A 24,898-nucleotide genomic window follows, 5' to 3' on the forward strand; every position below is an offset into this window, starting at 1 on the left:
GGAGGGCCCCCGGGCATCGGGCAACCGCCCTATTCCCCGGACTGTTTTCCCGCGATCTGTTTTCCCGCGACGGGCCGCCCGCGTCGGGGAGACGGGGCGGCCTGGCGCGCGGGCGGGGGGCCTACTTCGGGGTGACCCAGATCTGCCGCTTGTTCGTGTTCGCCGTGTAGAGCTGGACCGCCGTGCCGTTGGCGGTCGCGCCGCCTGTCACGTCGAGGACCTTGCCGGAGGCCACGTGGACGATCTGGCCCTTGGCGTTGACGGACCAGCGCTGGGCCGCCGAGCCGTTGCAGTCGTAGAGGCTGATCTTGTTGCCGTCGGCGCTCGCGTTGCGCGCGTTGTCCAGGCACTTGCCGAAGGCGCGGAACGTGCCGTCCTTGCCCAGGATCCACGACTGCGCGGCGGAGCCGTTGCACGTGTAGAGCTGGATCTGCGTGCCGTTGGCCGCCTTTCCGCCCTTGACGTCCAGGCACTTGGCGCCGATTCCGGTCACCCGGCCCTGCGGGGACAGCGCGGCTCCGGCGCCGGCCGCGAGGCGGCGCAGGCCCTGGACGTCGAACTGCTGGACGTAGGTGCCCGCGCGCTTGTCCTGGTAGGCGTAGGTGGGCGAGCACATGACCGGGAACTGGCCCGAGTCGGTGCCCTTCACGCAGTCGCTCTTGTTCAGGCTGCGGTTGGCGTGCGCCAGGCCCAGCGTGTGCCCGATCTCGTGGCTGACGTGGTTGCGCATGTACGTCTCGCCCATGGCGGCGGTCGGCTTGCCGGCCGGGGTGAAGAACGAGTCGTCGATGTAGGCGTCGCCGCTGGTCACGGTCTCGGGCACGGAAGAGCTGGTGAAGCCGCAGCTGAGGTTGGCGGTGCCCGAGCCGTCGCGGACCACCTTCCAGCCCTTGCTGCCCATGCTGCCCTCTCCGGCGGGAGGCACGCACGGGCGGTGCAGGACGCCGATGATGACCTCGCCCTTGGGGCGGACGTAGTCCCAGCCGACGGGCTTGGTGTCGACGGTGACCGGCAGGTTCGTGACGCGGCGCAGGTCCGCGGCGGAGGCCTGGACGTACGGGCCCAGCCAGTCGGCGGACTTCTGGTCGTAGAACTTGATCGTGTAGCCGGTCTGCAGCCACTTGGTGGCGCCGCTCAGCTTCCAGCCTTCGCCCGACGGCGGTGCGGGGGCGGCCGCGGCGCCCGCCGCGGCCGACCGTGTGGCGGGCTTCGGGGCGTCCGCGCCCGGCGCCATGACGCCGTCCTTGAAGGCGGTGCCGTCGGAGGCGCCGACGGCGGAGTCCTCGGCGTGGGTATCGGGCGCCTCGGCCGTGAGGGGGGCGGAGGGGGCGGAGGGTACGGACGGTGCGGTCTCGCCGGTGTCCTCGGTGCCGAATGCGGTGGGGGAGAGCTGCAGACTTCCCACGATCGCGACCGCGGCCGCCGAGGCGACCATGGATATCCGGTGCTTGCCTGTCAATCGCAAGTGTTCGTCGCCCTCTCTGAAGGCTCTCAAGGAATCGGAGCGACGCCGATTAGATCAAGAGCCAAATGCCCGTGCAAACCGCACAGTTGGATGACCGGCTAGCATCGGGACGTGCCGCGACTCCAGCTGCTGAGCTTCGACCACGCCCCGGCCCTGCTCGCGTTCGAGCGGGAGAACCGGGCCTACTTCGCGGCGTCCGTTCCGGACCGGGGCGATCACTACTTCGCCCACTTCGACGAGCGGCACCGGGCGCTGATGGCCGAGCAGGAGGCGGGGCTGTGCCTCTTCCACGTGCTGGTGGAGGACGGCGGCGCGGTGGTCGGGCGGGTCAACCTCATCGACGTGGCGGACGGTTCGGCCGAGCTCGGGTACCGGATCGCGGAGAAGGCCGCCGGGCGGGGCGTGGCCACGGCGGCCGTGCGCGAGGCCTGCGAGCTGGCGGTCACGGAGTACGGCCTGACCGCGCTGCGGGCGGTCACGACGCTCGACAACCCCGGTTCCCGGGCCGTACTGGCCCGCACGGGCTTCCTGCCCGACGGCGAGATCGACCTCGACGGCCGCCCCGGCCTGCGCTTTCTGCGCGACCTGCGCACACCCGCCTGACCGGCCCGCCCCTTGCACCCAGCCCTGCGCCCGAGGCATGCTTCGCCAGGGCAAATCGGAAGGATCATCATGCCGGTGGACAAGCGGACCGTCGTGACGGCGGTGCTGTGTGCGGTGGCGGCTCTGGGGGCTTCCGCCGCGGTGGCCGAGCTGGTGCCGCCGCCCGAGGGGGCCGCGCCCGTGCGGGCGAAGGCCGGCCCGGCGGCCTCGCCGACGGCCACATCGCGATCGCAAGCGGCGAAGCCCCAGCTCTCGACCCCGCCCGGAGCCACCCTCCCGCCCGCCGTCACGCCTCCGCCCGGTGGTCCCGCGGCCTTCACCGGGGCCCTGTTCACGGACGGGCTGGACAGTGACCACTTCTGTACGGCCACCGTGGTGCACAGCCCCGGCCGCAACATGATCATCACCGCCGGGCACTGCCTGCTCGAGGGCGACCAGGGCGGCGGAACCGCCGTCTTCGCACCTGCGTACGCGAACGGCATGGCCCCGTACGGCACCTGGAAGATCGAGGAGGTCTTCGAGGACGACCGCTGGGCCGAAGGTACGGACGACGACTACGACCTCGCCTTCGCCCGCCTCGCCCCCGACGTCAAGGGCCGCACCATCGAGGACGTGACCGGCGCGGCCGTGCTCGACACCAGCGGGCGCGCGGGCGAGGAGGTCACCGTCACCGGCTACCCCGCCGACCGCAAGATCCCCCGCACCTGCACGGCGGTCGGCGTCCGGGAGAGCGCCACCCAACAGCGCTTCGACTGCGCCGACTTCCCCGGCGGCACCAGCGGCAGCGCGTGGATCGCCCGCGACGGCAAGATCATCGGCATCCTCACGGGCGGCGACACCGACGACGTGTCGACCAGCACGATCCTCGGCGAATACGCCGCCTCCCTGTACGCCAAGGCCACGGCGAAAACCCCCGCAGCCCGCTGAGCCGTCTCTTTAGGATCATGGACATGGACATGGACGAGACGATCGGCATAGGCCCGGGCGACGCGGAGCTGGCCCACGAGGCGGCGGCGGTCGCTGTTTCCTGGGTTCTCGAGGGAGAGCTCACGGAGCAGCGGGAATCGCAGTTGATCAATGTGCGCGCGCACGGAAACTCCCACGAATGGATGGGGGACGCGATGGAGGTCAGCGCATGGGTGAAGGCCCTCCGTGACGCCGTCGACGCTGCCACCGACGACGAAGAGGGCCGGCGGCGCGTGGCCGAGGCGAAGGACACGGCGCTCCGGGAGCTGCGGGAGCGACTGCTCTTCTTCATCGACATGGATTGGTTGAAGGCGACCTCCGACCACCCCGGCGCCCGTGAGTCCCTGCGCAGGATCGTCGCCACCGGCTGACCCGAGGGCGGCTGACCCGAGGGGGCCCCGGCCGGTCAGGCCAGCAGCCCCAAGTGGACCGGTTCCGCCGGGGCGTTCGTCAGGAGTTCCGGGAGGCGCGGGGGCCACAGGGGTTCGCCCAGGGTGGCCAGGCGGTCCGCGGGGAGCCACTGCCAGTGGATGCCGGGGGACTCCAGGACCGGTTCGCGGTGGGGGCCGCGGGCGAGGTAGATGTGCTCGTGCTGGCGGACCGGGATGCCCTGGTGGGTGAAGTCGTGCTCCCAGGTGCACAGCAGCCGTTCCGGCTCCAGGTCGGTCCACCCGGTCTCCTCGCGCAGCTCTCGCCGCACGCAGTCCTCGGGGCTCTCGCCGGGATCTATGCCGCCGCCGGGCGGCAGCCAGTGGATGCCGACCTCCACGTTGTCCTCGCGGAAGAGGAACACGGATCCGGCCGGGGACAGGATGACAACGCGCGCCGCGTGACGTGGAGTTCGCCTCATCACCTCAGGGTACGTCGGTGATCGGTTCAGGGGGACGGGCTCGTCGGCACCGGTCTTTCGCCCGCCCCCCTGTCGCCGCCCCCCTGTCGCCACCGCCCCTCCCGGGCCGCCCGACCGCCCTACGCCGCCGCCAGCGCCAGCGTCGGCGACAGCCGGGCCGCGCGCACCGCCGGGTAGAGGCCGGCCACGGTGCCGATCGCCAGCGTGCAGGCGAAGCCGCCGGTCACGGCCCAGAGGGGGACCACCCAGGGCAGGTCGCCGGCGCGGGCGTAGACCGCCGTGGCCGCGCCGCCCAGGACGATGCCCGCCAGCCCGCCGAGCCCGGACAGCAGCAGGGATTCCGTCACGAACTGGATCCGGATCTGCCCCTTCGTCCCGCCCAGGGACCGGCGCAGGCCGATCTCGTGGCGCCGCTCCAGCACCGAGATGATCATGGTGTTGGCGACGCCGACCCCGCCCACCAGCAGGGCGATCCCGCCCAGCCCCAGCAGCAGGGTGCTGAAGGCGCCCTCCGTGGCCGCCTTCGCCTGGAGCGCCGCCGAGGGATCGGTGACCGAGACCGCGCTCGGCGTCTGCGGGTTGGCCGTCTGGGCGATGAGCTTCCTGACCGCCGCGACCCGCTCGTCCGCCGACCGTTCGTAGACCGCCGTCGGATGGCCGTCGAAGCCCAGCAGCCGCTCGGCCGCGTCCCAGCCGATCAGCGCGGAGCGCTCGATCTCCGGGGCCAGCGGGATCGGCTCCAGGATGCCGATCACCGTGAAGTACCGGCCGCCGATGAAGACCTGCTGGCCCGGCTCGGTGATGCCGAGTCGGCGCGCGGACACGTGCCCGAGCACCACCGAGGGGTAGCGGCCGGTGGCCCCGTTGAGCCAGGTGCCGCTGCCCATCCCGGCGCGCAGGGTGCCCAGCAGGTCGTCCTTGGCCGCCTTGAGCACGACCCCGCCCGTCTCCTCCTTCGGGATGTTCTCGGAGCGCCGTACGGACTCGGCCACGTCACCGGTGGTGCCCACCGACTCGACGCCCTCGATCCGGGAGACCATGCCGGGGGCGTCCTTGGGCAGCTTGGTGTCCTGGCCGCTGAACATCCCCTTGCCGGGCGTCGCGACCAGCATGTTCGTGCCGAGCGCGTCGAGTTCGCGCAGCAGCTTGGCCTGGCTGGAGGAGGAGATCCCGACCACCGCGATCATCGTGGCGATGCCGATGGCGATGCCGAGCGCGGACAGGAACACCCGCATCGGGCGCGAGCGCAGGCCCGCCGACCCGACGTGCAGGACGTCCCGCGGGGACAGCCTCGGCGGGGTCAGCTTCCGCGCCCGCCGGCCCCCGCCCGTGCCAGAACCCGTGCCAGAACCCGTGCCCGCGTCCGCGCCCGTACGTGTCCTCGTACGGCCCCTCACGCCACCACCTCCGCCCGGCTCCGTACGTCCGCCACGATCCGTCCGTCGCGGATCCGCACCTGCCGCGGCAGGCTCGCCGCGATCTCGTTGTCGTGGGTGATCACGGCGATGGTGGCCCCGTCCTGGTTCAGCTCGTGCAGCAGCTCCATCACCGACTCCCCGGACGCCGTGTCCAGCGCGCCCGTCGGCTCGTCGGCCAGCAGCAGGTCCGGTGCGCCCGCCACCGCCCGGGCGATGGCGACGCGCTGCTTCTGTCCGCCGGACAGTTCGTGCGGCCTGTGGTCCATCCGGTCCCCGAGGCCGACCCGCTCCAGGGCCCGCGCCGCCCGGCGGCCGCGCTCGGCGCGCGAGAGGCCGCTGTAGAGCAGCCCCTCGGCGACGTTGGCCCGGGCGCTGATGCCCGGCACCAGGTGGAAGGACTGGAAGACGAAGCCGACGTGCCGTGAGCGCAGCGCCGACAGCGAACGGTCCGAGAGGGCCGCGATGTCGTGTCCGGCGATCCGTACGCCGCCCGACGTCGGGCGGTCCAGGGTGCCGACGATGTGCAGCAGGGTGGACTTCCCGGAGCCCGACGGGCCGACGATGGCGAGGAGTTCGCCGGCGGTGACGGTGAGGTCGACGTCGCGCAGGGCGGTGACCCCGCCGGGGTACTCCTTGGTGACCCCGGTCAGCTCCACCACCGTCTCTGTGGGCTTCATGGGCTTCATGGGCTTCATGGGCGTCGTGGCCGTCACAGCGTCGGGATCCCCACCTGCATGCCCTCCTTGAGGGCGTCGCCGGTCACCTCGACCCGGCCGTTGCCGAACATGCCCAGCTCGACCTTGACCTCGCGCGCCTTGCCGTCCTCGACGACCTGGACGCCGAAGCCGCCGCCCGCGAGCGCGAGCAGTGCGTTGACCGGTACGGAGAGCACGCCCTTGCGGGTCTCGCCGGTGAGGGCGACCGTCACCGGGGACTGGTCGGGGGCGTTGACCTCGGCCGGCTTGTCGAAGGTGACGGACACCTCGACCTTGGCCTTCTGATCGCCTCCGCCACCTCCGCCGCCCGCGCCGCCGTTCTTGTCGTCCGGGGCGGCCGTCCCGCCCACCGAGTCGATCTTTCCGGTGGCGCTCGTGCCGCCCGGCAGCCGTACGGTCACCGGGTCGCCGGCCTTCGCCGCCGCCGCCTTCGCCGCGTCGATCTGGAAGCGGACGATCCGCTCGGTGCCCGTCACCGTCAGCACCGGCTTGCCGGGCCCCGGCTCGTCACCGACCGCCGCGTCGGCCTTGCGCACCCGCTGCGGCCCCGAGGCGAAGGCGATGTCCTCCTTGCCGACCTCGCCCGTCTCCGCCGCCTTGTGCGCCTTCTGCCACCGCTTGACCGCCGTCGCCGTGCCCGCCGTGAAGGTGGCGTCCTCCGGGTCGAGCCCGGTCCCGTACCCCAGCGCCTGCAGGTTCCGCTTGAGCTGCTTGACGTCCTCGCCCTTGTCGCCGCTCTTCAGCGGCCGGTACATCGGCGTGGACCCGTACATGAGCCGCACCGCCTTGCCGTTGACCTCGTACAGCCTCCCGTCCCGCTCGACCGCCGAGCCCTCGGGCGCGACCCACGTCAGCACGCCGGGGCCGCCCGCGTTCAGCTTGCGCTCCTGCGCGTAGCCGAGGGTGCCCTCCACCTGGAGGCCCGAGCTGAGGTCGCCGCGCTGCACCGGCGCGGTGGCCGGCGGCAGGCCGCCGCCCGCGCGCTGCTCCTGCCCGCCGGCGCCGCGCTGCGGCTGGGCGATCACGGCGTAGCCGCCGCCCGAGAGGGCCAGGACGGCGGCCAGCGACCCCAGCAGCCACTTGGCGCGCCTCCTCATCGGGCCGTTTCGCACTTCTTCTGGGCCTCCTCGAAGGCCTTCTCCTGACCCTTGGGGATCTCGGTGGCGCTTTTCATGCCGCCGTTGTACTCGGGGTCCTTGAGGGCGACCCCGTTCTCGCGCATGCACCGGATCCACTTGAGCTCCTGGTCCTTCTCCTCCTGCGTGGGCTCCTTGCCCGACCCCGGTCCGCCCATCCCGCAGGCCTTCATGGCCTCCTGCATCTTCTGCGGGTCGGCGCCGCCGCCGAGGGTCATCCCGCGCGGGTCCTGGCCGGGCTCGGGGTCGGGCACGTCTATGCCGTGTTCGCGCAGGCACTGACGCATCTTCACGGCCCGGTCGGCGTCCGCGCCGGCCCCGCTGCTGTTCCCGCCACCGCCGCCGGAGGCTTCCTTCTTCCCCGCCGAGGAATCGTTCGCGCAGGCGGTGGCGAACAGGGTCAGCCCGGTGACGACCGCGGCCGTGCTCATGATCAGGGATCGCTTCATGGGCCCGATCCTGCGGTGAAAGGGCCTTTCGCTTCCCTCTCGCACCCTGCTTACGACGGCGAAATACGGATCTCCGGTAAAGAGGACGCCATGCGCGTACTGGTGGTGGAGGACGAGGAATTCCTCCGGGAGATGATCGCCGAGGGGCTGCGCCGCGACGCGCTCGCCGTCGACGAGGCGAGCGACGGCCTGGAGGCCCTGCGGCGCCTGCGCCTGGGCGAGTACGACGTCATGGTCCTGGACCGCGACCTGCCCGGCCTGCACGGCGACGAGGTCTGCCGGCAGGTGGTGCGCGAGCGGCTGCTGACCCGCGTCCTGATGCTGACCGCCTCCGGGACCGTACGGGACCGCGTGGAGGGCCTCGGCCTGGGCGCCGACGACTACCTCACCAAACCCTTCGCCTACGACGAGCTCCTCGCCCGCGTGCTGGCCCTCGGCCGGCGGGCCCGTCCGGCGCTGCCGCCCGTACTGGAGCGCGCCGGGATCGCCGTCGACACCGCCAGGCGCAGTGCCACCCGCGACGGGCACCGGCTCGCGCTGTCCCGCAAGGAGTTCGCGGTGCTGGAGGCCCTGCTGCGTGCCGAGGGCGCCGTCGTCAGCAACGACGACCTGATCGAGCAGGTGTGGGAGGAGGACACCAGCTACTCCACCAACGCCGTCCGCGTCACCCTCAGCAAGCTCCGCGCCAAGCTGGGCGAGCCGCCGCTGATCGAGACCGTGCCGGGCGCGGGCTACCGGATCGCCGCGTCGTGACGCGCCGCCCGATGTCGCGCCGCTCCTCGCCCCGTCGCCCGTTCGGCAGGGTCCTGCGCACCGAGCGCGGCCGCCTCACCGCGCTCTACGGCGCGCTGCTGCTCCTCGCGGGCGGCGGACTGGTGGCGCTGGTCTACGTCCTGGTCGGCCAGGGCCTCTACGCGAGCGTCAGCGGGGCCGTCCGCACGGTCAGCCCCGCCTACGTCCTCCCCTCGCCCGGCGTCACGCCCGGTGCCACGCCCTTCCTCCCGCCGCCCGGTACCGCCTCGCCCGGCCCCCGGGCCGACACGGGCCGCAGCTGGGAACCGGCGCGGCGGCGGCCCTCGGGCGAGCCGCCCACCCCCGAGGAGCTCAAGGGCTACGCCTTCACCCAGAACCTCTCGGACGCGGTCACCGACGCCACCCGGCACCGGCTGCTCATGTACTCCCTCCTCGCCCTGGCCGTCTTCGCCGTGCTGTCGATCTGGCTCGCCTGGTGGATGGCGGGCCGGGTGCTGCGCCCCGTCGGGGTGATCACCGAGACCGCGCGCCGCCTGTCCGGCGAGAACCTCGACGAGCGGATCTCCCTCGACGCCCCGCCCGGCGAGCTCAAGGAGCTGGCCGACACCTTCGACGCGATGCTGGGCCGGATGGAGCACCTGGTCTCCGCCCAGCGGCGGTTCGCCGCCAACGCGGCGCACGAACTGCGCACCCCGCTGGCGGTGCAGCGGGCGGCCGCCGAGATCGGGCTGGCCGGCGACCCGTCGCCGGAGAAGGTCGCCCGGATCCGGGCGAAGCTCATCGGCGTCGCGGACTCCAGCGAGCACCTCATCGAGTCCCTGCTGCTGCTCGCCGTATCGGAACAGGGGCTGGAGGCGACCGGGCCGGTGGACCTGGCGGCGCTCGCGGCGGCCGAGCTGGCGGCCTGCCCGCAGCAGGGGCTGACCGTCGTACGGACCCTCGCGCCGCTGACCGTGACGGGCGACCGCGCGCTCCTCGGCCACCTCCTGCGCAACCTGCTGATCAATGCGGTACGTCACAACCGCGCCGGGGGCCGGATCGCCGTGGCGACCTCCGCGGAAGGGGAACTGACGGTGTCGAACACCGGTCCCGTGATCGATCCGGCGGACGTGCCCGGGCTCCTGGAGCCCTTCCGGCGGCGCGCCGAACGGCAGCACACCGCAGGTGAGGGCGCCGGTTTGGGTCTCTCGATCGTGGCGTCGATCGCGCGGGCGCACGGGGCGCAGCTGGCGGCCGAGGCCAATCCGGAACCGGAAGGAGGTCTGACGGTCCGTGTCCTGTTCCCCGTGCCCGGCGGGACGCGCACACCGCGGGCGCACCTCCTGTGAAGACCGCCTGATGTACGGTCGGTTCAATGAGCAAGCACGCCCGAGCACGCTCCCGAGCGCCCCGTACGCCCCGCCGTGTGGCCCTGGCCGCCACGCTCGGCCTCGCGACCATCGCGGTTGGCTGGGTGTACGTCGCCCAGGACCCGGACAAGACGGCCGACGCGGCGCCGCAGGCGCGCGCGGACGCCCGCCCGCAGGCGGCGGACCGCGCCGCCCGTGACGTCCGGCGGTCCCCCCTGCAGGGCCTGACCGGCATCAGCGAGCAGACCCGCGAACGGATCCCGGCCGATTCCCGCCAGCTCATCCTGGTCACCGGCAAGGCCGGCGACTCCTCGGAGTCCACCGCCGCGCTCTACACCCGCCCGGCCGCCGACGTCGACTGGGTGCGGGCCGAGAGCTGGCCGGCGCGCAACGGGGCCAAGGGCTGGTCCACGGAGCGCACGTACGGGGACCTGACCTCCCCGATGGGCGTCTTCGCGCTCACCGACGCGGGCGGCCTGCTCCCGAAGCCGCCGGGCACCCGGCTCCCGTACGACAAGGACCGGGGCTTCGTCGCCTCGGGCCGCGGGGTGAACGGCGAGTCGCTGGCGGGTTCCTTCGACTACGTCGTCGCCATCGACTTCAACCGCAGGCCGGGCAAGTCCCCGCTGGACCCGGTGATGCCGGAGGGCGAGGAGAAGGGCGGCAACATCTGGCTCCACGTGGACCACGACGGCCCCTCGCAGGGCTGCGTCGGGATCCCGAAGGAGGCCATGAAGAAGGTCCTGGAGACCCTCGACCCGGCGGCGAAGCCGGTCATCGTGATGGGGCCGGAAGGGTTCTGACCTCGGGGCGGAGCAGCAGCAGCCCGATGTAGGCGAGGTCGAAGACGCTGCACAGGATCCCCAGGCCGAGGATGAACGGGGAGCCCTCCACCACCCCGAACAGCAGGGTCGGGGCCAGCGTCCCCAGCCACTTGGCGACGGCGATGGTCAGGGACTGCCCGCGCGGCCCCCGCCGGGCGGCGTACAGGGCGATGAACAGGCCGGACATCAGCAGGTTCTGCAGGAAGGCCGAGTACCGGGTCGCGTCGTGCGTCCCGAAGTGCGCGAGGAACAGCCACTGCACGGCGAAGCCGGTACCGAACACCAGGACGGACCAGGCGGCGAAGAGCGGGCGGGTCACGAAGTCCGGCAGCTCGGCCCGGCCGAACCGCAGGTAGGTGTAGACGATCACCACGTCGGCCGCCGCCCACACCACGTTCACCACGCCCTGCGCGGAGACGCCGGCCGTGACCTCGTGGACGGCGTAGGTCGCCTCCCAGGCGAAGTTCAGCGCGAGCGCGGCGACGGGCATCGCGTACGTCCGGTCCCGCAGCCCGACGCGGATCGCCTCCACGTACACGACCGTCCAGGCGATCCCGCTGACCAGCGTGAGCATCAGATCCACCCGCGCACCTTAGGGCGTCTCGTACGGGTCGGGAAGGGTTCTGGCCGGAGCGCCGGTCAGACGCCGAGGTCCAGGACGCGCACCGGTTCGCCCTCCCACCGCTTGGCGAGGGTGGTGGCGACGATCGCTCCGTCGGGGCGCTCGGGCGTGGGCTGGGCCGCGTACTGGGTGTGCGCCGCGGCCCAGGTCTCCCGGCGTGCGAGGGCCAGCGCGGCGGGCAGGTCCAGATCGAGGACGGTGATGCCCGGCAGGGCGGCGAGGTGCTCCGCCGTGCCGGGCCGCGTGCGGTCCGCTTCGACCAGCGCACAGGAGGGTGCGTAGAGGTACCAGCCGGCCTCGGCGTGCGCGCGGTGGATGAGCCGGGAGGCGAGGACGTTGCCCTGTCCGGCGGCCAGCATCGCCGTCTCGTCCAGCACGATGTGCGTGTCCGTCACCGGTCCCTCGCCTCCGCCAGGCGCCGGTCCAACTCGGTGTCCAGGTCCTGCTGTTCGGACGGGGTCGGGGCATAGCCGTTCCAGTCCTGCAGTGCGGCGCGGGCGCGCTCGGCGCGCTCGGCCCGCTCGGCCGGAGTGAGCAGCGTCTCCGCGAGACGGGCCAGGTAGGCGCGCAGCGACAGTCCCTCGGCGGCGGCTATGGCGGCGAGTCTGTCCTTGGCTTCCTCGGGGATGCGGATGTTGGCGTCGGCCATGAGCGTGCTCCTTCCCGTGCTACGAGGGTACGGGTACGCACCCGTACCCGCAATCTCCGGGGCCGGGCCTTCGGGATCGAGCCCTCCCTCTTGTCTGACGGGCCGTCAGCTACGACGATGGCCCGGCACCGACAGGACGAATCGGCAGACGAAGGCGAGGCGGGCCCGCCATGGCGCGCGTGTTTCCGGAAGGTCGGCTGGTCTACGGGATGCAGCTCCCGATCCAGTCGCAGAGCACCATCTACGCCGAGCCCTGGGAGGCGTCGGCCACCGCTGCGGATCTCGCCGAGATCGCGCGGGCCGCCGACCGGTCCGGCTTCGGGTACGTGGCCACCTGCGACCACGTGGCCATCCCGCGGCGGCTCGCCGGCCCCATGAGCACCATCTGGTACGACCCGGTGGCCACCCTGTCCTTCCTCGCCGGCATCACCGAGCGCGTGCGGCTGCTGAGCCACGTGGCGATCCTCGGCCTGCGCCACCCGCTGATCAGCGCCAAGCAGTACGCCACGCTCGACCACCTCTCCGGCGGCCGGCTGATCCTCGGCGTCGGCGCGGGGCACGTCCAGGAGGAGTTCGAGGTCCTCGGCGTGGACTTCGCCCGCCGCGGGGCCGTCCTCGACGAGACCCTGGACGCGCTGCGGGCGGCGCTGGGGCCCGAGGAGTACCCGGAGTTCGAGGGCGAGCGGTTCTCCTTCAAGGACCTCGGCCAGCTGCCCCGGCCCGCGCAGGAGCGGATCCCGGTCTGGGTCGGCGGATCCTCGCCCGCCGCCGTCCGCCGAGCCGCGGTCCGCGGGGACGGCTGGCTCCCGCAGGGGGACCCGCGCGACAAGCTCCCGGCGCAGATCGCCCGCATCCGGGAGCTGCGCGCCGGGGCCGGGGTCACCGGCCCCTGCGAGATCGGCGCGATCACCGAGGCGCTGTACGTGGGCGAGCCCGGCTGGGACACCGGCCGCCGGACCCTCACCGGCAAGGCGGAGGCGCTCGCGGAGTCCCTGCGGGAGTACAAGGCGCTCGGCGTGGACCAGATCCAGGTCCGCTTCCGCAGCCGCGACCGCGCCGAACTGACGGACCAGATCACCGCTTTCGGGGCCGAGGTCGGCCCCCTCCTCAACGACTAGGCCGAGACGATCAGGGAGCATGACCATGGGCAAGCTGGACGGGCGCGTCGTCATCATCACCGGCGCGGCACGCGGCCAGGGCGAGCAGGAGGCCCGGCTGTTCGCCGCCGAGGGCGCCAGGGTGCTCCTCGGTGACGTGCTGGACGAGCAGGGCGCGGCGGTGGCCAAGGACATCGGCGAGGACCGGGCCCGGTACGTACGGATGGACGTGAGCCGCGAGGAGGACTGGGCGGCCGCGGTCGCCACGGCGAAGGAGGCCTTCGGCGGGATCGACGGCCTGGTCAACAACGCGGGCATCCTGCGCTTCAACGAGCTGACCGCGACCCCGCTGGAGGAGTTCCAGCAGGTGGTCCAGGTCAACCAGGTCGGCGCCTTCCTCGGCATCAAGACCGTGGCCCCCGAGATCGAGGCGGCCGGCGGCGGCACCATCGTCAACACCTCCTCGTACACCGGCCTGACGGGCATGGCGTACGTCGGCACCTACGCCGCCACCAAGGCGGCCATCCTCGGCCTCACGCGGGTGGCGGCGCTGGAGCTGGCGGCCAAGGGGATCCGGGTCAACGCGATGTGCCCCGGCGCCGTGGACACCCCGATGGCCAATCCGGGGCTGCTGGACCCGGCGAACATGACCGACGAGGCCAGGGACGCCATGGCGGAGCTCTACAAGCGGGTGGTCCCGATGGGGCGGGTGGGGCAGCCGGAGGAGATCGCCAAGCTGGCGCTCTTCCTGACCGGCGAGGACTCCTCGTACATCACCGGCCAGCCGTTCGTCATCGACGGCGGCTGGATGGCGGGCGTCAGCATCCTGTAGCGGTCCGCCGGCATATCTGATGGAGCGTCAGGTATTGACGCTCCCGCCCCCGCGATGGAACAGTCGAGACATCGAATCTGACGCAACGTCAGAAACCAAAGGACGGTGAACCCCTTGGAATTCGGGCTCTTTGTGCAGGGATACGTGCCTGAGGCGCGGTCCAAGGTCGACCCCGAGGCAGAGCACAAGGCGCTGATCGAGGAGACCGAGTACGTCATCCAGGCGGACAAGTCCGGCTTCAAGTACGCCTGGGCCTCCGAGCACCACTTCCTGGAGGAGTACTCGCACCTGTCGGCGAACGAGGTGTTCCTCGGGTACCTCGCCCACGCCACCGAGCGCATCCACCTCGGCTCCGGCATCTTCAACCCGCTCGCCCCGGTCAACCACCCGGTCAAGGTGGCCGAGAAGGTCGCCATGCTCGACCACCTCTCCAAGGGCCGCTTCGAGTTCGGCACCGGCCGCGGCGCCGGCAGCCACGAGATCCTCGGCTTCCTGCCCGGCATCGAGGACATGAACGGCACCAAGGAGATCTGGGAGGAGACCATCGCGGAATTCCCCAAGATGTTCCTCCAGGAGGAGTACGAGGGGTTCCAGGGCAAGCACTGGTCGCTGCCCCCGCGGAAGATCTTCCCCAAGCCGTACGGGAAGGCGCACCCGGCCATGTGGTACGCCGCCGGGTCCCCGTCCTCGTACGCGATGGCGGCGAAGAAGGGCCTGGGCGTCCTCGGCTTCAGCGTCCAGAAGGTCTCGGACATGGAGTGGGTCCTCGACCAGTACAAGACGGCGATCCGCGAGGCGAAGGCGATCGGCGCGTTCGTCAACGACAACGTGATGGTCACGTCGACCGCGATCTGTGCGGAGACGCACGACAAGGCGGTGGAGATCGCGGTCAACGCGAACATGAACCGCTTCCAGTCGCTGGTCTTCCGCTACCACGACACCTTCCCGCGGCCGGAGGCGATCCCGCAGTGGCCGGAGACCCTGCCGGAGTACAACGCGGAGATCATCGAGCTCCTGATCGCGGAGGAACTCCTCATCTGCGGTGACCCGTCGGAGGTCCGCGCCCAGTGCAAGCGCTGGGAGCAGGCGGGCGCGGACCAGCTCTCCTTCGGTCTGCCGACCGGGGTCTCGTACGAGGACACGATGACCACGATCAAGCTCATCGGCGAGCACGTGATCCCCGAGATAGACACGGACCCGGTGCACCGCACGACGCGCTTCCGCCAGGCCGTCTGACCCGGCGGGGAACGGGGACGGCGTCTTCCCGGACCGCCGTCCCGCACCAGCCCCGGCCGGGCGGCCTCCGGCCGGGGCCAATCCAGCCTCGCCGGCGGGGCTGCAATACCCGGCCCCGCCGGCGTTTGAGGCGCGGGGTGTGGGGCGGAAGCCCCACGAGACGGGCCGCAACGCGAAGACCGGCAGAAGGGACGTCATGCTCGACCACCTGATCAAGGGCGCGACCGTAGTGGACGGCACCGGCGCCCCCGCCCGCGTCGCAGACGTGGGGATACGCGACGGCCGGATCGCGGCGATAGCCGCACCCGGCGCCGTCACCGAAGGAGCCCGCACCAGCGAGGACGCCACCGGCCTGGTCCTCACCCCCGGCTTCGTCGACCCCCACACGCACTACGACGCCCAGCTCTTCTGGGACCCGTACGCCACGCCCTCCATGAACCACGGCGTGACCACCGTCGCCGGCGGCAACTGCGGCTTCACCCTGGCGCCGCTCAACCCGGCCCGCCCCGAGGACGCCGACTACACGCGCCGCATGATGAGCAAGGTCGAGGGCATGGCCCTCAAGGCCCTGGAGGAGGGCGTCGACTGGACCTGGTCCACCTTCGGCGAGTACCTCGACGCCCTGGAGGGCCGGATCGCCGTCAACGCCGGGTTCATGGTCGGCCACTGCGCCCTGCGCCGCCACGTCATGGGCGAGGACGCCGTCGGCGGGCAGCCCACCCCCGAGCAGATGCAGCAGATGCTCGACCTCTTCCACGACGCCATGAACGCCGGCGCCTGGGGCCTGTCGACCACCCAGTCCTCCACCCACTCCGACGGTTCCGGCGCCCCCGTCGCCTCCCGGCACGCGAAGCCCGCCGAACTCCTCGCCCTCTCCAAGGCCGTCGCCGAACACGAGGGCACCCAGCTCGAAGCGATCGTCGCGGGCTGCCTGGACCAGTTCGCCGACGAGGAGATCGACCTCTTCGTCGACATGAGCGCCGCCGCCGGACGCCCCCTGAACTGGAACGTCCTCACCATCGACGCCTCCGTCCCGGAACGGGTGCCGCGCCAGCTGATCCCCAGCGAGCGCGCCCGCAAGGCCGGCGGCCGGATCGTCGCGCTGACGATGCCGATCCTCACCCCCATGAACATGTCGCTGGGGACCTTCTGCGCGCTCAACCTCATCCCCGGCTGGGGCGAGGTCCTCGGCCTGCCCGTCCCCGAGCGGATCGAGAAGCTCCGCGACGCCGGCGTACGCGCCGAGATGCTGCGCCGCGCCGACAGCAAGGAGGCCGGCGTCTTCCGGCGCCTCGCCAACTTCGGCCGCTACGTCATCGGCGACACGTACAGCAAGGAGAACGAGGGACTCTCCGGCCGCGTCGTGAACGACATCGCCGCCGAGCGCGGTCAGGACCCGTTCCAGTGCCTGGTGGAGATCTGCGCCAACGACGACCTGCGCACGGTGCTCTGGCCGATGCCCACCGACAACGACCCGGCGAGCTGGGCCCTGCGCGCCGAGACCTGGCAGCACGAGGACGTCATGCTCGGCGGCTCCGACGCCGGCGCGCACCTGGACCGCATGTGCGGCGCCCCGTACACGACCCGCTTCCTCGGCGACTGCCTGCGCGGCCGCAAGCTGGTCCCGCTGGAGCAGGCGGTACGGATGCTCACCGACGACCCCGCCCGGCTGTTCGGGCTGCGCGAGCGCGGCCGGATCGCCGAGGGCTACCACGCGGACCTGGTCCTCTTCGACCCGGAACGCATCGAGGCCGGCCCCGCGACCCTCGTCCACGACCTGCCCGGCGACAGCCCGCGGCTGGACGCGCGGGCCATCGGCATCGTCTCCGTACGGGTCAACGGCGTGGAGACCATCCGCGACGACGAGGTCACGGGGGCGGTCCCCGGGATCGTGCTCCGTTCGGGCCGCGACACGAGGACGGTGAGCACCCGATGACGGACGCGCAGCCGCAGAAGCTCTACATCGGCGGCGAGTGGGTGGAGCCCGCCGGCGGCCACTACGAGGTGGTCAACCCGGCGGACGAGTCGGTGGTCGGGCTCGCCCCCGAGGCCTCGCGCCCGCAGGTCGAGGACGCGGCCCGCGCCGCGGCCGAGGCCTTCGAGAGCTGGTCCCGCACGAAGCCCGAGGACCGGGCGGCGATCCTCGACCGGGCCGCGGACATCATGCAGCGCGAGTTCGATCCGTGGACGGCGCTGGCCCAGGCGGAGACGGGCGCACCCACCGGGATCGCGCGCGGCATGCAGGTCGGCGTCGGCGTCGCCCGCTTCCGCCGGTACGCGCGCGGGGCCCTCGAACCCGTGGAGAAGGGCCTGCCGCCGCAGGTCACGGAGGCCGGCCCGATGGGGAAGGCGGGCATCCTCGGCGCGCTGGAGGTGCGCCAGCCGGTCGGCGTGGTCACCTGCATCACCTCGTACAACAACCCGTGGGCGAACCCGGCGGGCAAGGTGGCCCCGGCCCTGGCCATGGGGAACACGGTGGTGGTCAAGCCGGCCCCGCAGGACCCGCTGTCGGTGTTCAGGATGGCGGACGCCCTGCACGAGGCCGGGGTGCCGGCGGGCGTGGTGAACGTGGTGAACGGCCAGTCGGTGGAGGTCGGCGAGGCCGCCGTGGACTCCCCGTACGTGGACATGGTGTCCTTCACCGGTTCCACGGGCGTCGGGCAGCGCATCGCGGAGGTCTGCGGCCGGACGATGAAGCGGCAGCTGATGGAGCTGGGCGGCAAGGGCGCGGCGATCGTCTTCGGGGACGCCGACCTGGACGCGGCGGTGATGGGCATCGGCACCACCTTCTCCTTCTACTCCGGGCAGATCTGCACGGCCCCGACCCGGGTGATCGCCCACCGGTCGGTCTACGACCAGCTGATCGAGAAGCTCACCGGCTACCTGGCCTTCATGAAGGTCGGCGCCCCGGCGGCGGCCGGCACGGTGGTGGGCCCGGTGATCTCGGCGGCGCACCGGGACCGCGTGGAGTCGTACGTCGAGCTGGGGAAGAAGGAGGGCGCGCGGATCGCGTACGGCGGCGAGCGCCCGGTGGTGGGGGAGCACGGCAAGGGCTTCTACGTGGCCCCGACCCTCCTCGTCGACTGCACGAACGACATGCGGGTGGTCCGCGAGGAGATCTTCGGCCCGGTGGTCGTGGTCGTCCCCTTCGACGGGGACGAGGACGAGGCGGTCCGGCTGGCCAACGACAGCGACTTCGGCCTGCTGAGCTACGTGTGGTCGGGGGACTCGGCGCGCGCGTTCCGCGTGGCGCGGCGGCTGCGGGCGGGCGGGGTCGGCGTGAACACCATCGGCCGCAACATGGAGGCGCCGTTCGGCGGCTTCAAGCGCAGCGGGGTGGGGCGCGACGTGGGCTCGTACGCGCTGCACGCGTACAGCGAGATCCAGTCGATCGTCTGGACGGGCTGACGCGCGGCAACGGCCGGCCGGGGGCGGGTGCCCCCGGCCGGACCCGGGTCATGCCCGCGGGGTGCGCGGGGGCTTGCGGTAGCCGAGGGCCTCGGCCAGCTCGTCGTTGCCGCCGCCGAAGGCGGCGAAGGCCTTCGGGTCGTCCGTCTCCAGCCGTCGCAGGGCGGCGCCCGCCCGGTCCCGGGGCGGGTCGTCGTCGTGGGGCAGCCGCCAATCGAAATAGAGCGACCCGCCGGTGCCGGGAGGCGGCGCGGACGGTTCGTACCTGAGATGGACCACCACGGTGTCCGGGTCCCGCCAGTCGGTGCCGATCCAGCGCGACGAGAGCTCCCACCGGGCCGTCAGCTCGGGCCGCTCCCGCAGACCTGCCGCGATCAGGCGGGCGGTGCTGCGGGCCGGCCAGCACCAGGAGTGGTCCCGCTCGGCGCGCGCGAGGTCGGCGTCGTAGGCGGCGGCGTCGAAGCGGTACGCGGGCGGCGGAGGGCCGACCGCTCCGCGCCAGCCGTCCCACACCACTGCGTCGCCGTCCCGGCGGATGGTCACGTACAGCGCGCCGCAGCAGCCCTCGGTGCAGTACGCCTCGGCGAGCTGCACCTCGCGCGGCTCCGGCGCGGCGCGCAGCCGGCCGCTGTCGAGCAGGTACTCGGGCGGGTTGCCCCTGCCCTTCCCGAACAGTGCGGGGACGAGCGGGATCCCGTCGATCAGGATCCGGGTCTCGACGGCGGAGGAGTCCTCGGACTCGTGGACGACGACCAGCTCCCACCGAGGGCGGTCCCCGGCTTCGGTGCGGGTGAAGGGCAGGTGCCGGTTGCGCCGGAACCAGTCGGCCCGACGGTCTCCGGGAACGGGCTCCGGCGCGGCCGCGGGCAGCAGCCGGTCCAGGGCGTCGAGCAGCGCCCGGCGCCGCCCGGGCCGCCAGTTCAGCAGGACGGAGGCGCCACTGTGCAGGTCCAGGGCGATCGACAGCAGCAGTGACCGGTGCTCCGGGGTGGGGGGCAGCTCGTCGGCGTGCCGGACCAGGGCCTCGTACACGGCCCGGGCCGGCAGGTAGTCGAGGATCTCGGCGCGGCTGTCGAGTTGGTCGGCCATCCGGTGCAACAGCCGGCCGGTCAGCGCGAGCAGCTCGGCGTCCTGCGGCCGGGCCCGGAGCAGCCCGCGCAGGTCGGCGGCCTCGGCGATGCGCCGGGCGAGCCACATGGCCCGCGGATCGTCCGGCAGGGAGACCAGAGCGGACCGGGTGGCCTCGGCGTCGCCGGAGGTGATCGCCTCGGTCAGGGGGGTCAGCTGCTCGGAGCGGTCGCGGCTGCGGATGACCAGCAGGGCGGCCGCCTGCCGGTCGAGCGGGTCGAGGGCGGCGCTCGCGGTGTCCGCCAGGCCGTGCAGCATGCCGAGGGCCTTGAGGCAGGCCACGTCCTCGGGCTCGCCGAGGCGGATCAGCAGGGCCATGCCGACGCCGACGGCCGCGGCGTCGGTACCGCTGCGGGTCAGCTGCCTGGCGGTCCGCCGGGCGGCGTCCTCGTCGGTGAGGGCGAGCCGTGCGGTGTGTGCGCGCAGGGTCCGGTGGGGCATGGCCAGTTCGGCGATCCGCCGGTGGACGGCCCCGGCGGCCCGTACCGGGTCGGGGTCGGCGAGCAGGGGCGTGAGGGCGTCGGTGACTTCGGCCTGCGCCTGCTGCCAGGTCAGGTCCGCGCGGCTGGGCTCCGGTGGCGCGTCGGGCAGCGGATAGCCCTTGCGCGGGACCCGGCCGTCCGGCTCGATGCCGTGCCGGAAGAGGGCGTAGTCGTACAGGGAGGTCGTCCGGGGGGCGAGCGGCTCGCGCTCGTCGCGGACGCTCATCGGGCGGGGTGGGACTCGATTCCGTAGGTCATGCGAGGAGCCTGCCAGGCCGGGTCAGGGCGCGTCCAACGAAAATGCGGCCTCGCCGCGGACCCGGCCGTTGACCTGGAGCTGCACCAGGTGCTCGCCGGAGTGGTAGCGGCGGGTGGTGATCGGCTTGAAGGAGTGCCGCTTGGTGCCGCTGAGGGTTTCGCCGGGGGCCAGGGCGCGGGTGAGGAGTTTGAAGACCTTGGGGGTGCGGGTGCCGTTCGCCTTCGTGTGGTGCACGACGTAGTCGACGACGAGCTCGGCCGGGAGGGTGCCGGTGTTGGTGACCGCGTAGTCGAAGACGAGGTACTCGCCGACGGCGACCCGCGGGGTGGAGAGCACCGGCCCGCGCACGGTGACCGGCACGTCCGGGGCGTGCCCGAGCAGGGTCAGCGCCTCGGGCCGGCCGGCCTTGATCAGGGTGCGCAGTCCGTGGCGCACGACGCGGTCCGTCGTGCCGGTGGGGCCGGTCAGCCAGCGGGCGGCGGTCTCGACGGCGAGCGCCGGGTGGTCCCGGCTGATGTCGTTGAGGTGGTTGGAGACGGAGCGGCGGACGTACTCGGACTCGTCGCGGTAGAGGGCGTCCAACACCGGCAGGGCCGGGCGCGGGTCTGCGACGAAGGCGGGCAGCTGCGGGGCCCACGGCAGCCGGGGCCGGGTGCCCTCGCTGGCGAGGCGCCGTACGTGCGGGTCCGGGTCGTCCGTCCACGTCCGTACGACGGCCAGGGCGCGGGCCGGGTCGGCGCGCAGGAAGGGCCGTACGGCGGATTCGGCGGTCAGCCGGGAGGTGAGGTCGTGCAGCAGCGCCAGCCCGGGCTCGAACACCTCCAGCCCGCGGACGGCGACGGCCTCGTTGACGGGGAAGGTCATCCAGCCCTCGAAGCCCGGGTCGGCGAGGGCGGTGCGCACGACGGTCTCGAAGCCGGGCCAGTCCTCGGGGAGGTCGGCGAGCACGGCGTCGCGGACGGCGCCGACGCGGCCGCTGTACGTCAGCCCGTCGAGGGCGTCGGCGCGGGCGCGCAGGGCGGGCGCGGACCGGCGGCCGCCCGCCCGGGCGAGCAGCCGGGCCAGGGTGCTGACGGTTTCCGCGCTGAGGAGCTCATCGGCCGTGGGCATGGGGACAGTCTCGCGGATGCCGGTCCGGCGTCGCTCAGTCCACGTAGTAGTCGGTGAGGACGCAGCCCTTCACCAGGGCCGGTTCCTTCCGGTAGCCGCTCGGCGGGTTGAAGCCCTCGTGGCAGTTCAGCATCAGGAGTCCGGCCTGCGGGGTCAGCAGGGAGCTCATCGCGGCCGAGCTCTCGGATCCCATGGCGAAGTCCTGCCCGATGACGATGCCGCCGTTGGGGTCGCCGCCCTGCTGCGCGGCGGTCTCGGCCTTGAAGGCGGTCTGGAAGGCCTTCGCGTCCTTGATCATGTAGATGCTGGTGCGGCCCCTGCTGCCGCAGGCCCCGCGCTCGGTGACGGCGGCGGACTTGAGGAACTTCTCGTCCGGGCCGGTGCTCGACGAGGTGCCCGCGGGGATGACCTTGATCGGGTCGCACGGGGTGAAACCGTTGACGAAGCGGGCGGCCGCGGCCATGGTCGCCGCCTTGGGGAGCTTCTGGAACGCCGTCCCGTCCTTGGGGGCGTTGCCGTTGACGCCGCCGTTCTTCGTCGGGTTGTCCAGCGTGCCCTCGTTGGGGCCGCCGTCGCCGGTGCCGTTGGCGGCGCCGTTCGCGCCCGCCGCGACGGAATCCCCGCCGACGCCGCCGAGCGCCGGGTTGTCGCCGCCTCCGCAGCCGGTGAGGGAGAGCAGCGCCGCGGTGGCCGAGATGGTGATGATCAGTGGCTTGAAGCGCATGGTTCCTGTATCCCCCGGTAAATGACCTTGAACGGCGGCGACTCTAGAGCGGTGATCATGTCCACGGCAAACCAGAGGGAAGAAAACTCGCACGGGAAAGTTTGAAAGCGCCCAAAACGGACATGGCTGCGGTTTCCGCATCCCGAAAGCTTCTCCTGGGAGCCTGCTGAACCATGGCCGGAGGTGGAAGTGAACCTTCTATTAAGAGTGCGTTAACGGTCTCGGCCTCGGGATTCCAAGGCGTTCGGGGTGCCCGGATTCCGGACTTCGATCGTCCAGATGTGGAAAACGCACCATCTAACGTCCTGACCCATGACTCAGCTGGACGTTCGGCCTCGGGCCGGAGACACGGTAAGCGGCGTCGCCGAGGGCGACGTTCGCGGCAAGGGCCTCGGCAAGGGCTCCGTCGGCCTCGTGGGAAGCGCCGTCATCGGCATCTCCACCGTCGCCCCCGTCTACTGCCTGACCTCGACCCTCGGCTCCACCGCCGGGGAGGTCGGCATGCAGATGCCGGCCATCTTCCTCGCCGGCTTCCTCCCGATGCTGCTGGTCGCCTTCGCGTACCGCGAGCTCAACAAGGCCATGCCGGACTGCGGCACCTCCTTCACCTGGACCGTCAAGGCCTTCGGCCCGCGGATCGGCTGGATGTGCGGCTGGGGCCTGGTGATCGCCACGATCATCGTCCTCTCCAACCTCGCCGGCGTCGCCACCTCGTACTTCTGGCTGCTGGCCGGTGAGATCACCGGCAACGACTCGATCGCGGCCCTGGACGACAACAAGCTCGTCCACATCGCCACCTGCCTGACGCTGATCGCCGTCGCGACCGCCATCAGCTACCGCGGCATGACCGCCACCAAGGGCGTCCAGTACGCGCTGGTCGGCCTCCAGCTCGTCGTGCTCGCCGTCTTCGTCGCGATGGCCTTCCAGAAGGCCTCCGCCGGCACCTTCGACACCGGCCTGGACTTCTCCTGGTCCTGGATGAACCCCTTCGCGGTCGAGTCCATGGCGGCCTTCACCGCCGGACTCTCGCTCTCGATCTTCATGTACTGGGGCTGGGACGCGTGCCTGGCCACCAACGAGGAGACCACCGGCTCCACGAAGACCCCCGGCCGCGCCTCGCTCATCGCGATGGTCGTCCTGGTCGGCTCCTACCTCGCCACCGGCGTCGCCGCGCAGATGGCCGTCGGCGCGGGCGGCGAAGGCCTCGGCCTCGCCAACGAGGAGACCTCCGGCAACGTCTTCGCGGCCCTCGCAGGCCCCGTGATGGGCCCCGTGCTCGGCATCCTGCTCTTCGTGGCCGTCCTCGCCTCCGCCGCGGCGTCCCTGCAGACCACCTTCATCCCGGTGGCCCGCACGGTCCTCGCCATGTCGACGTACGAGGCGCTGCCGCCCGCCTACGCCAAGGTCCACCCGAAGTTCAAGACCCCGGGCCGCGCCACCGTCATGGCGGGCGTCGCCACCGGCGCGTTCTACACGGTGATGACCCTCGTCAGCGAGAACGTCCTGACCGACACGATCTTCGCGCTCGGCCTGATGATCTGCTTCTACTACTCGCTGACCGCGTTCGCCTGCGCCTGGTACTTCCGCGCCGAGCTGCGCCGCTCCACCCGCGACCTGCTCTTCAAGGGCGTCTTCCCGGTCCTGGGCGGGCTGCTGCTGGCCGCGGTCTTCTTCAAGACCCTCTACGACGCCTGGGACCCGGCCTACGGCTCCGGCTCCACCATCCCGGGCCTCGGCGTCGGCAACGTCTTCGTCATCGGCGTCGGCCTGCTGGCCCTCGGCCTGGTCATCATGTTCGTCACCGAGCGCCGCAGCCCCGCCTTCTTCCGCGGCCAGGTCCTGACGAAGTCCACCCCGGCCCTGGTGGTCGAGGACTGACCACCCCCGCGCACCCCGTGCGCACCCCCCCGCTGAGTCATCCCCGCGGCCCCGGATCGATCCCCCCGATCCGGGGCCGCCGGCGTTCCGGGCAGGTCGGGCGGTGACCCCGGGTGCGGGGGAGTCGTTGGGCCGGGCATGAACGCCATGAAGCGCACCCTCGCCGCCCTGGTCGTCACCGGCGGCGCCGCCCTCGCACTCACCCCCGTCGCCGCGCACGCCGACGAGCCCGCCGCTCAGGCGCCCCCGGTCGTCGGCCGGGTCGTCGACATCGTCGACCACCCGACCCAGACCGTCCAGGACGCGAAGACGGCGGTCGCGGTGACCACCTCCGCCGCCGGCACCGCCACGGGGGCCACGGACGCCTCCCTCACGGCACCCCTGCACACCCTCCCCAAGACCCCGGCGGTCAAGTAACCCCGCCCCGGCCGGTACGGGTCACCAGGGCCGGCGGGATCTCGCGGGCCGCCCGGCGGCACCGGCCGCTCAGCCCCAGGTGCGGGAGCAGAGCACGAGCCGGTAGCCGTCGGGGTCCTCGATGGTGACCCCCCACTCGTCCCAGTACGGGTTGTGGGCGGCGACCCGCGTCCCGCCGTGCTCGACGAGCCGCTGGACCAGGGCCTCGTCGGGCGTCTCGCCGAGGTAGAGCACGAACAGGTCGTCGACGGTGGGCACCGGTAGGATCGGGTTCGAGGCGTCACGGGTGAGCTCGAAGTGCCAGCCGCCGCCGGCCGGTCCGACCATCAGCAGGTCGTGCTCCCCGGGCGCGCTCCCGGTGGTGCGCCACTGCACCTCCAGGCCGAGCCCGTCGACGTAGAAGCGTTCGACGGCCTTCAGATCGAGGGAGGGCCGGGCGACGCGGACGTGTGTACGTGAATCGATCATGTGCGGCAGCGTACGAAACCCGAGTGGCGCGCGGGGCGCGGGAAGTTCGGCCACGCCGA

26 protein-coding genes are annotated in these 24,898 nt (G+C 72.4%); 13 read left to right on the top strand and 13 right to left on the bottom strand.

What is annotated here, in order from left to right; all coding sequences use genetic code 11:
* Positions 1-121 precede the first annotated feature (121 nt).
* The gene (locus AB0D29_RS19800) at positions 122-1,459 is read right to left on the bottom strand and encodes an RICIN domain-containing protein (protein ID WP_362855714.1); all 1,338 of its coding nucleotides are present in this window, start codon (positions 1,457-1,459) and stop codon (positions 122-124) included.
* A gap of 117 nt (positions 1,460-1,576) precedes the next feature.
* Here AB0D29_RS19800 and AB0D29_RS19805 point away from each other — a divergent pair, with 117 nt between their 5' ends.
* The 3 genes from AB0D29_RS19805 (at position 1,577) to AB0D29_RS19815 (ending at position 3,405) form a co-directional block, all read left to right on the top strand.
* Positions 1,577-2,068 (top strand): GNAT family N-acetyltransferase, encoded by a 492-nt coding sequence (locus AB0D29_RS19805; RefSeq protein WP_362855715.1) that lies wholly within the window; start codon positions 1,577-1,579, stop codon positions 2,066-2,068.
* Between the two features lie 69 nt (positions 2,069-2,137).
* On the top strand, positions 2,138-2,995 hold the full coding sequence (locus AB0D29_RS19810) for a trypsin-like serine protease (protein WP_362855717.1): 858 nt from the start codon (positions 2,138-2,140) through the stop codon (positions 2,993-2,995).
* A gap of 23 nt (positions 2,996-3,018) precedes the next feature.
* Positions 3,019-3,405, top strand: a complete 387-nt coding sequence (locus AB0D29_RS19815; protein ID WP_362855718.1) for a hypothetical protein — start codon at positions 3,019-3,021, stop codon at positions 3,403-3,405.
* Between the two features lie 35 nt (positions 3,406-3,440).
* Here the strand turns inward: AB0D29_RS19815 and AB0D29_RS19820 are convergent, their stop codons facing one another.
* From AB0D29_RS19820 to AB0D29_RS19840, 5 genes are all read right to left on the bottom strand, one after another.
* Positions 3,441-3,884, bottom strand: coding sequence for an NUDIX domain-containing protein (locus tag AB0D29_RS19820; RefSeq protein ID WP_362855719.1), 444 nt, complete (start codon positions 3,882-3,884; stop codon positions 3,441-3,443).
* Positions 3,885-4,003: 119 nt separating this feature from the next.
* Complete coding sequence (locus tag AB0D29_RS19825) at positions 4,004-5,188, bottom strand: ABC transporter permease (protein WP_362855959.1); 1,185 nt, start codon at positions 5,186-5,188, stop codon at positions 4,004-4,006.
* Positions 5,189-5,277: 89 nt separating this feature from the next.
* On the bottom strand, positions 5,278-5,979 hold the full coding sequence (locus AB0D29_RS19830; protein WP_362855721.1) for an ABC transporter ATP-binding protein: 702 nt from the start codon (positions 5,977-5,979) through the stop codon (positions 5,278-5,280).
* Positions 5,980-6,011: 32 nt separating this feature from the next.
* Positions 6,012-7,115 carry a peptidoglycan-binding protein gene (locus tag AB0D29_RS19835; RefSeq protein ID WP_362855723.1) on the bottom strand — a complete coding sequence of 368 codons (1,104 nt, stop codon included), beginning with the start codon at positions 7,113-7,115 and terminating at the stop codon, positions 6,012-6,014.
* A complete protein-coding gene (locus tag AB0D29_RS19840; protein ID WP_362855725.1) occupies positions 7,112-7,603 on the bottom strand; it encodes a hypothetical protein in 492 nt (163 codons plus the stop codon). Before AB0D29_RS19840 ends, AB0D29_RS19835 begins: the two co-directional genes overlap by 4 nt.
* A 90-nt stretch (positions 7,604-7,693) precedes the next feature.
* Here AB0D29_RS19840 and AB0D29_RS19845 point away from each other — a divergent pair, with 90 nt between their 5' ends.
* From AB0D29_RS19845 to AB0D29_RS19855, 3 genes are read left to right on the top strand one after another with little or no spacing between them, the layout of a single operon-like run.
* A complete protein-coding gene (locus AB0D29_RS19845) occupies positions 7,694-8,356 on the top strand; it encodes a response regulator transcription factor (RefSeq protein WP_362855726.1) in 663 nt (220 codons plus the stop codon).
* Positions 8,353-9,684: an ATP-binding protein gene (locus AB0D29_RS19850; RefSeq protein WP_362855728.1), complete on the top strand. Its 1,332-nt coding sequence runs from the start codon at positions 8,353-8,355 to the stop codon at positions 9,682-9,684. Before AB0D29_RS19845 ends, AB0D29_RS19850 begins: the two co-directional genes overlap by 4 nt.
* A gap of 26 nt (positions 9,685-9,710) precedes the next feature.
* Complete coding sequence (locus AB0D29_RS19855; RefSeq protein ID WP_362855729.1) at positions 9,711-10,508, top strand: L,D-transpeptidase family protein; 798 nt, start codon at positions 9,711-9,713, stop codon at positions 10,506-10,508.
* Here AB0D29_RS19855 and AB0D29_RS19860 read toward each other — a convergent pair.
* The 3 genes from AB0D29_RS19860 to AB0D29_RS19870 all read right to left on the bottom strand — a co-directional run bounded on the left by AB0D29_RS19860 (position 10,480) and on the right by AB0D29_RS19870 (position 11,800).
* Positions 10,480-11,103: a hypothetical protein gene (locus tag AB0D29_RS19860; protein WP_362855960.1), complete on the bottom strand. Its 624-nt coding sequence runs from the start codon at positions 11,101-11,103 to the stop codon at positions 10,480-10,482. The two genes, AB0D29_RS19855 and AB0D29_RS19860, sit on opposite strands and share 29 nt — an antisense overlap.
* Before the next feature lie 65 nt (positions 11,104-11,168).
* Positions 11,169-11,546 (bottom strand): hypothetical protein, encoded by a 378-nt coding sequence (locus AB0D29_RS19865; protein ID WP_362855731.1) that lies wholly within the window; start codon positions 11,544-11,546, stop codon positions 11,169-11,171.
* Positions 11,543-11,800: a hypothetical protein gene (locus AB0D29_RS19870; protein ID WP_362855733.1), complete on the bottom strand. Its 258-nt coding sequence runs from the start codon at positions 11,798-11,800 to the stop codon at positions 11,543-11,545. The genes AB0D29_RS19865 and AB0D29_RS19870 overlap by 4 nt, the downstream gene beginning before the upstream one ends.
* Before the next feature lie 170 nt (positions 11,801-11,970).
* On the opposite strand from AB0D29_RS19870, the gene AB0D29_RS19875 reads away from it, so the two are divergent.
* The 5 genes from AB0D29_RS19875 (at position 11,971) to AB0D29_RS19895 (ending at position 18,373) form a co-directional block, all read left to right on the top strand.
* A complete protein-coding gene (locus tag AB0D29_RS19875) occupies positions 11,971-12,918 on the top strand; it encodes an LLM class F420-dependent oxidoreductase (RefSeq protein WP_362855735.1) in 948 nt (315 codons plus the stop codon).
* A 25-nt stretch (positions 12,919-12,943) separates the two neighbouring features.
* Positions 12,944-13,729: a glucose 1-dehydrogenase gene (locus AB0D29_RS19880; RefSeq protein WP_362855962.1), complete on the top strand. Its 786-nt coding sequence runs from the start codon at positions 12,944-12,946 to the stop codon at positions 13,727-13,729.
* A gap of 114 nt (positions 13,730-13,843) precedes the next feature.
* Positions 13,844-14,965 (top strand): LLM class flavin-dependent oxidoreductase, encoded by a 1,122-nt coding sequence (locus tag AB0D29_RS19885; RefSeq protein ID WP_030706821.1) that lies wholly within the window; start codon positions 13,844-13,846, stop codon positions 14,963-14,965.
* A gap of 196 nt (positions 14,966-15,161) precedes the next feature.
* Positions 15,162-16,901 (top strand): D-aminoacylase, encoded by a 1,740-nt coding sequence (locus tag AB0D29_RS19890; RefSeq protein ID WP_362855964.1) that lies wholly within the window; start codon positions 15,162-15,164, stop codon positions 16,899-16,901.
* Entirely contained in the window at positions 16,898-18,373 is a 1,476-nt protein-coding gene (locus tag AB0D29_RS19895; RefSeq protein ID WP_362855736.1) for an aldehyde dehydrogenase family protein, read from the top strand. Before AB0D29_RS19890 ends, AB0D29_RS19895 begins: the two co-directional genes overlap by 4 nt.
* A 48-nt stretch (positions 18,374-18,421) precedes the next feature.
* Here AB0D29_RS19895 and AB0D29_RS19900 read toward each other — a convergent pair whose 3' ends face one another.
* The 3 genes from AB0D29_RS19900 to AB0D29_RS19910 are packed head-to-tail and all read right to left on the bottom strand — an operon-like array spanning position 18,422 to position 22,076.
* Positions 18,422-20,209 (bottom strand): hypothetical protein, encoded by a 1,788-nt coding sequence (locus AB0D29_RS19900; protein WP_362855737.1) that lies wholly within the window; start codon positions 20,207-20,209, stop codon positions 18,422-18,424.
* 54 nt (positions 20,210-20,263) lie between these two features.
* A complete protein-coding gene (locus tag AB0D29_RS19905; protein WP_362855738.1) occupies positions 20,264-21,352 on the bottom strand; it encodes a DNA alkylation repair protein in 1,089 nt (362 codons plus the stop codon).
* Between the two features lie 34 nt (positions 21,353-21,386).
* Positions 21,387-22,076 (bottom strand): hypothetical protein, encoded by a 690-nt coding sequence (locus AB0D29_RS19910; RefSeq protein ID WP_362855739.1) that lies wholly within the window; start codon positions 22,074-22,076, stop codon positions 21,387-21,389.
* 312 nt (positions 22,077-22,388) lie between these two features.
* Between AB0D29_RS19910 and AB0D29_RS19915 the strand changes: the two genes are divergently transcribed.
* Together AB0D29_RS19915 and AB0D29_RS19920 are read left to right on the top strand one after the other, a co-directional pair.
* Positions 22,389-23,954, top strand: coding sequence for an APC family permease (locus AB0D29_RS19915; RefSeq protein WP_362855740.1), 1,566 nt, complete (start codon positions 22,389-22,391; stop codon positions 23,952-23,954).
* A 138-nt stretch (positions 23,955-24,092) separates the two neighbouring features.
* Complete coding sequence (locus AB0D29_RS19920) at positions 24,093-24,371, top strand: hypothetical protein (protein ID WP_362855742.1); 279 nt, start codon at positions 24,093-24,095, stop codon at positions 24,369-24,371.
* A gap of 69 nt (positions 24,372-24,440) precedes the next feature.
* Here AB0D29_RS19920 and AB0D29_RS19925 read toward each other — a convergent pair whose 3' ends face one another.
* Positions 24,441-24,839: a VOC family protein gene (locus tag AB0D29_RS19925; protein WP_362855743.1), complete on the bottom strand. Its 399-nt coding sequence runs from the start codon at positions 24,837-24,839 to the stop codon at positions 24,441-24,443.
* Positions 24,840-24,898: the final 59 nt, after the last annotated feature.

It is taken from the genome of Streptomyces sp. NPDC048424, assembly GCF_040651555.1.
GTDB lineage: Bacteria > Actinomycetota > Actinomycetes > Streptomycetales > Streptomycetaceae > Streptomyces.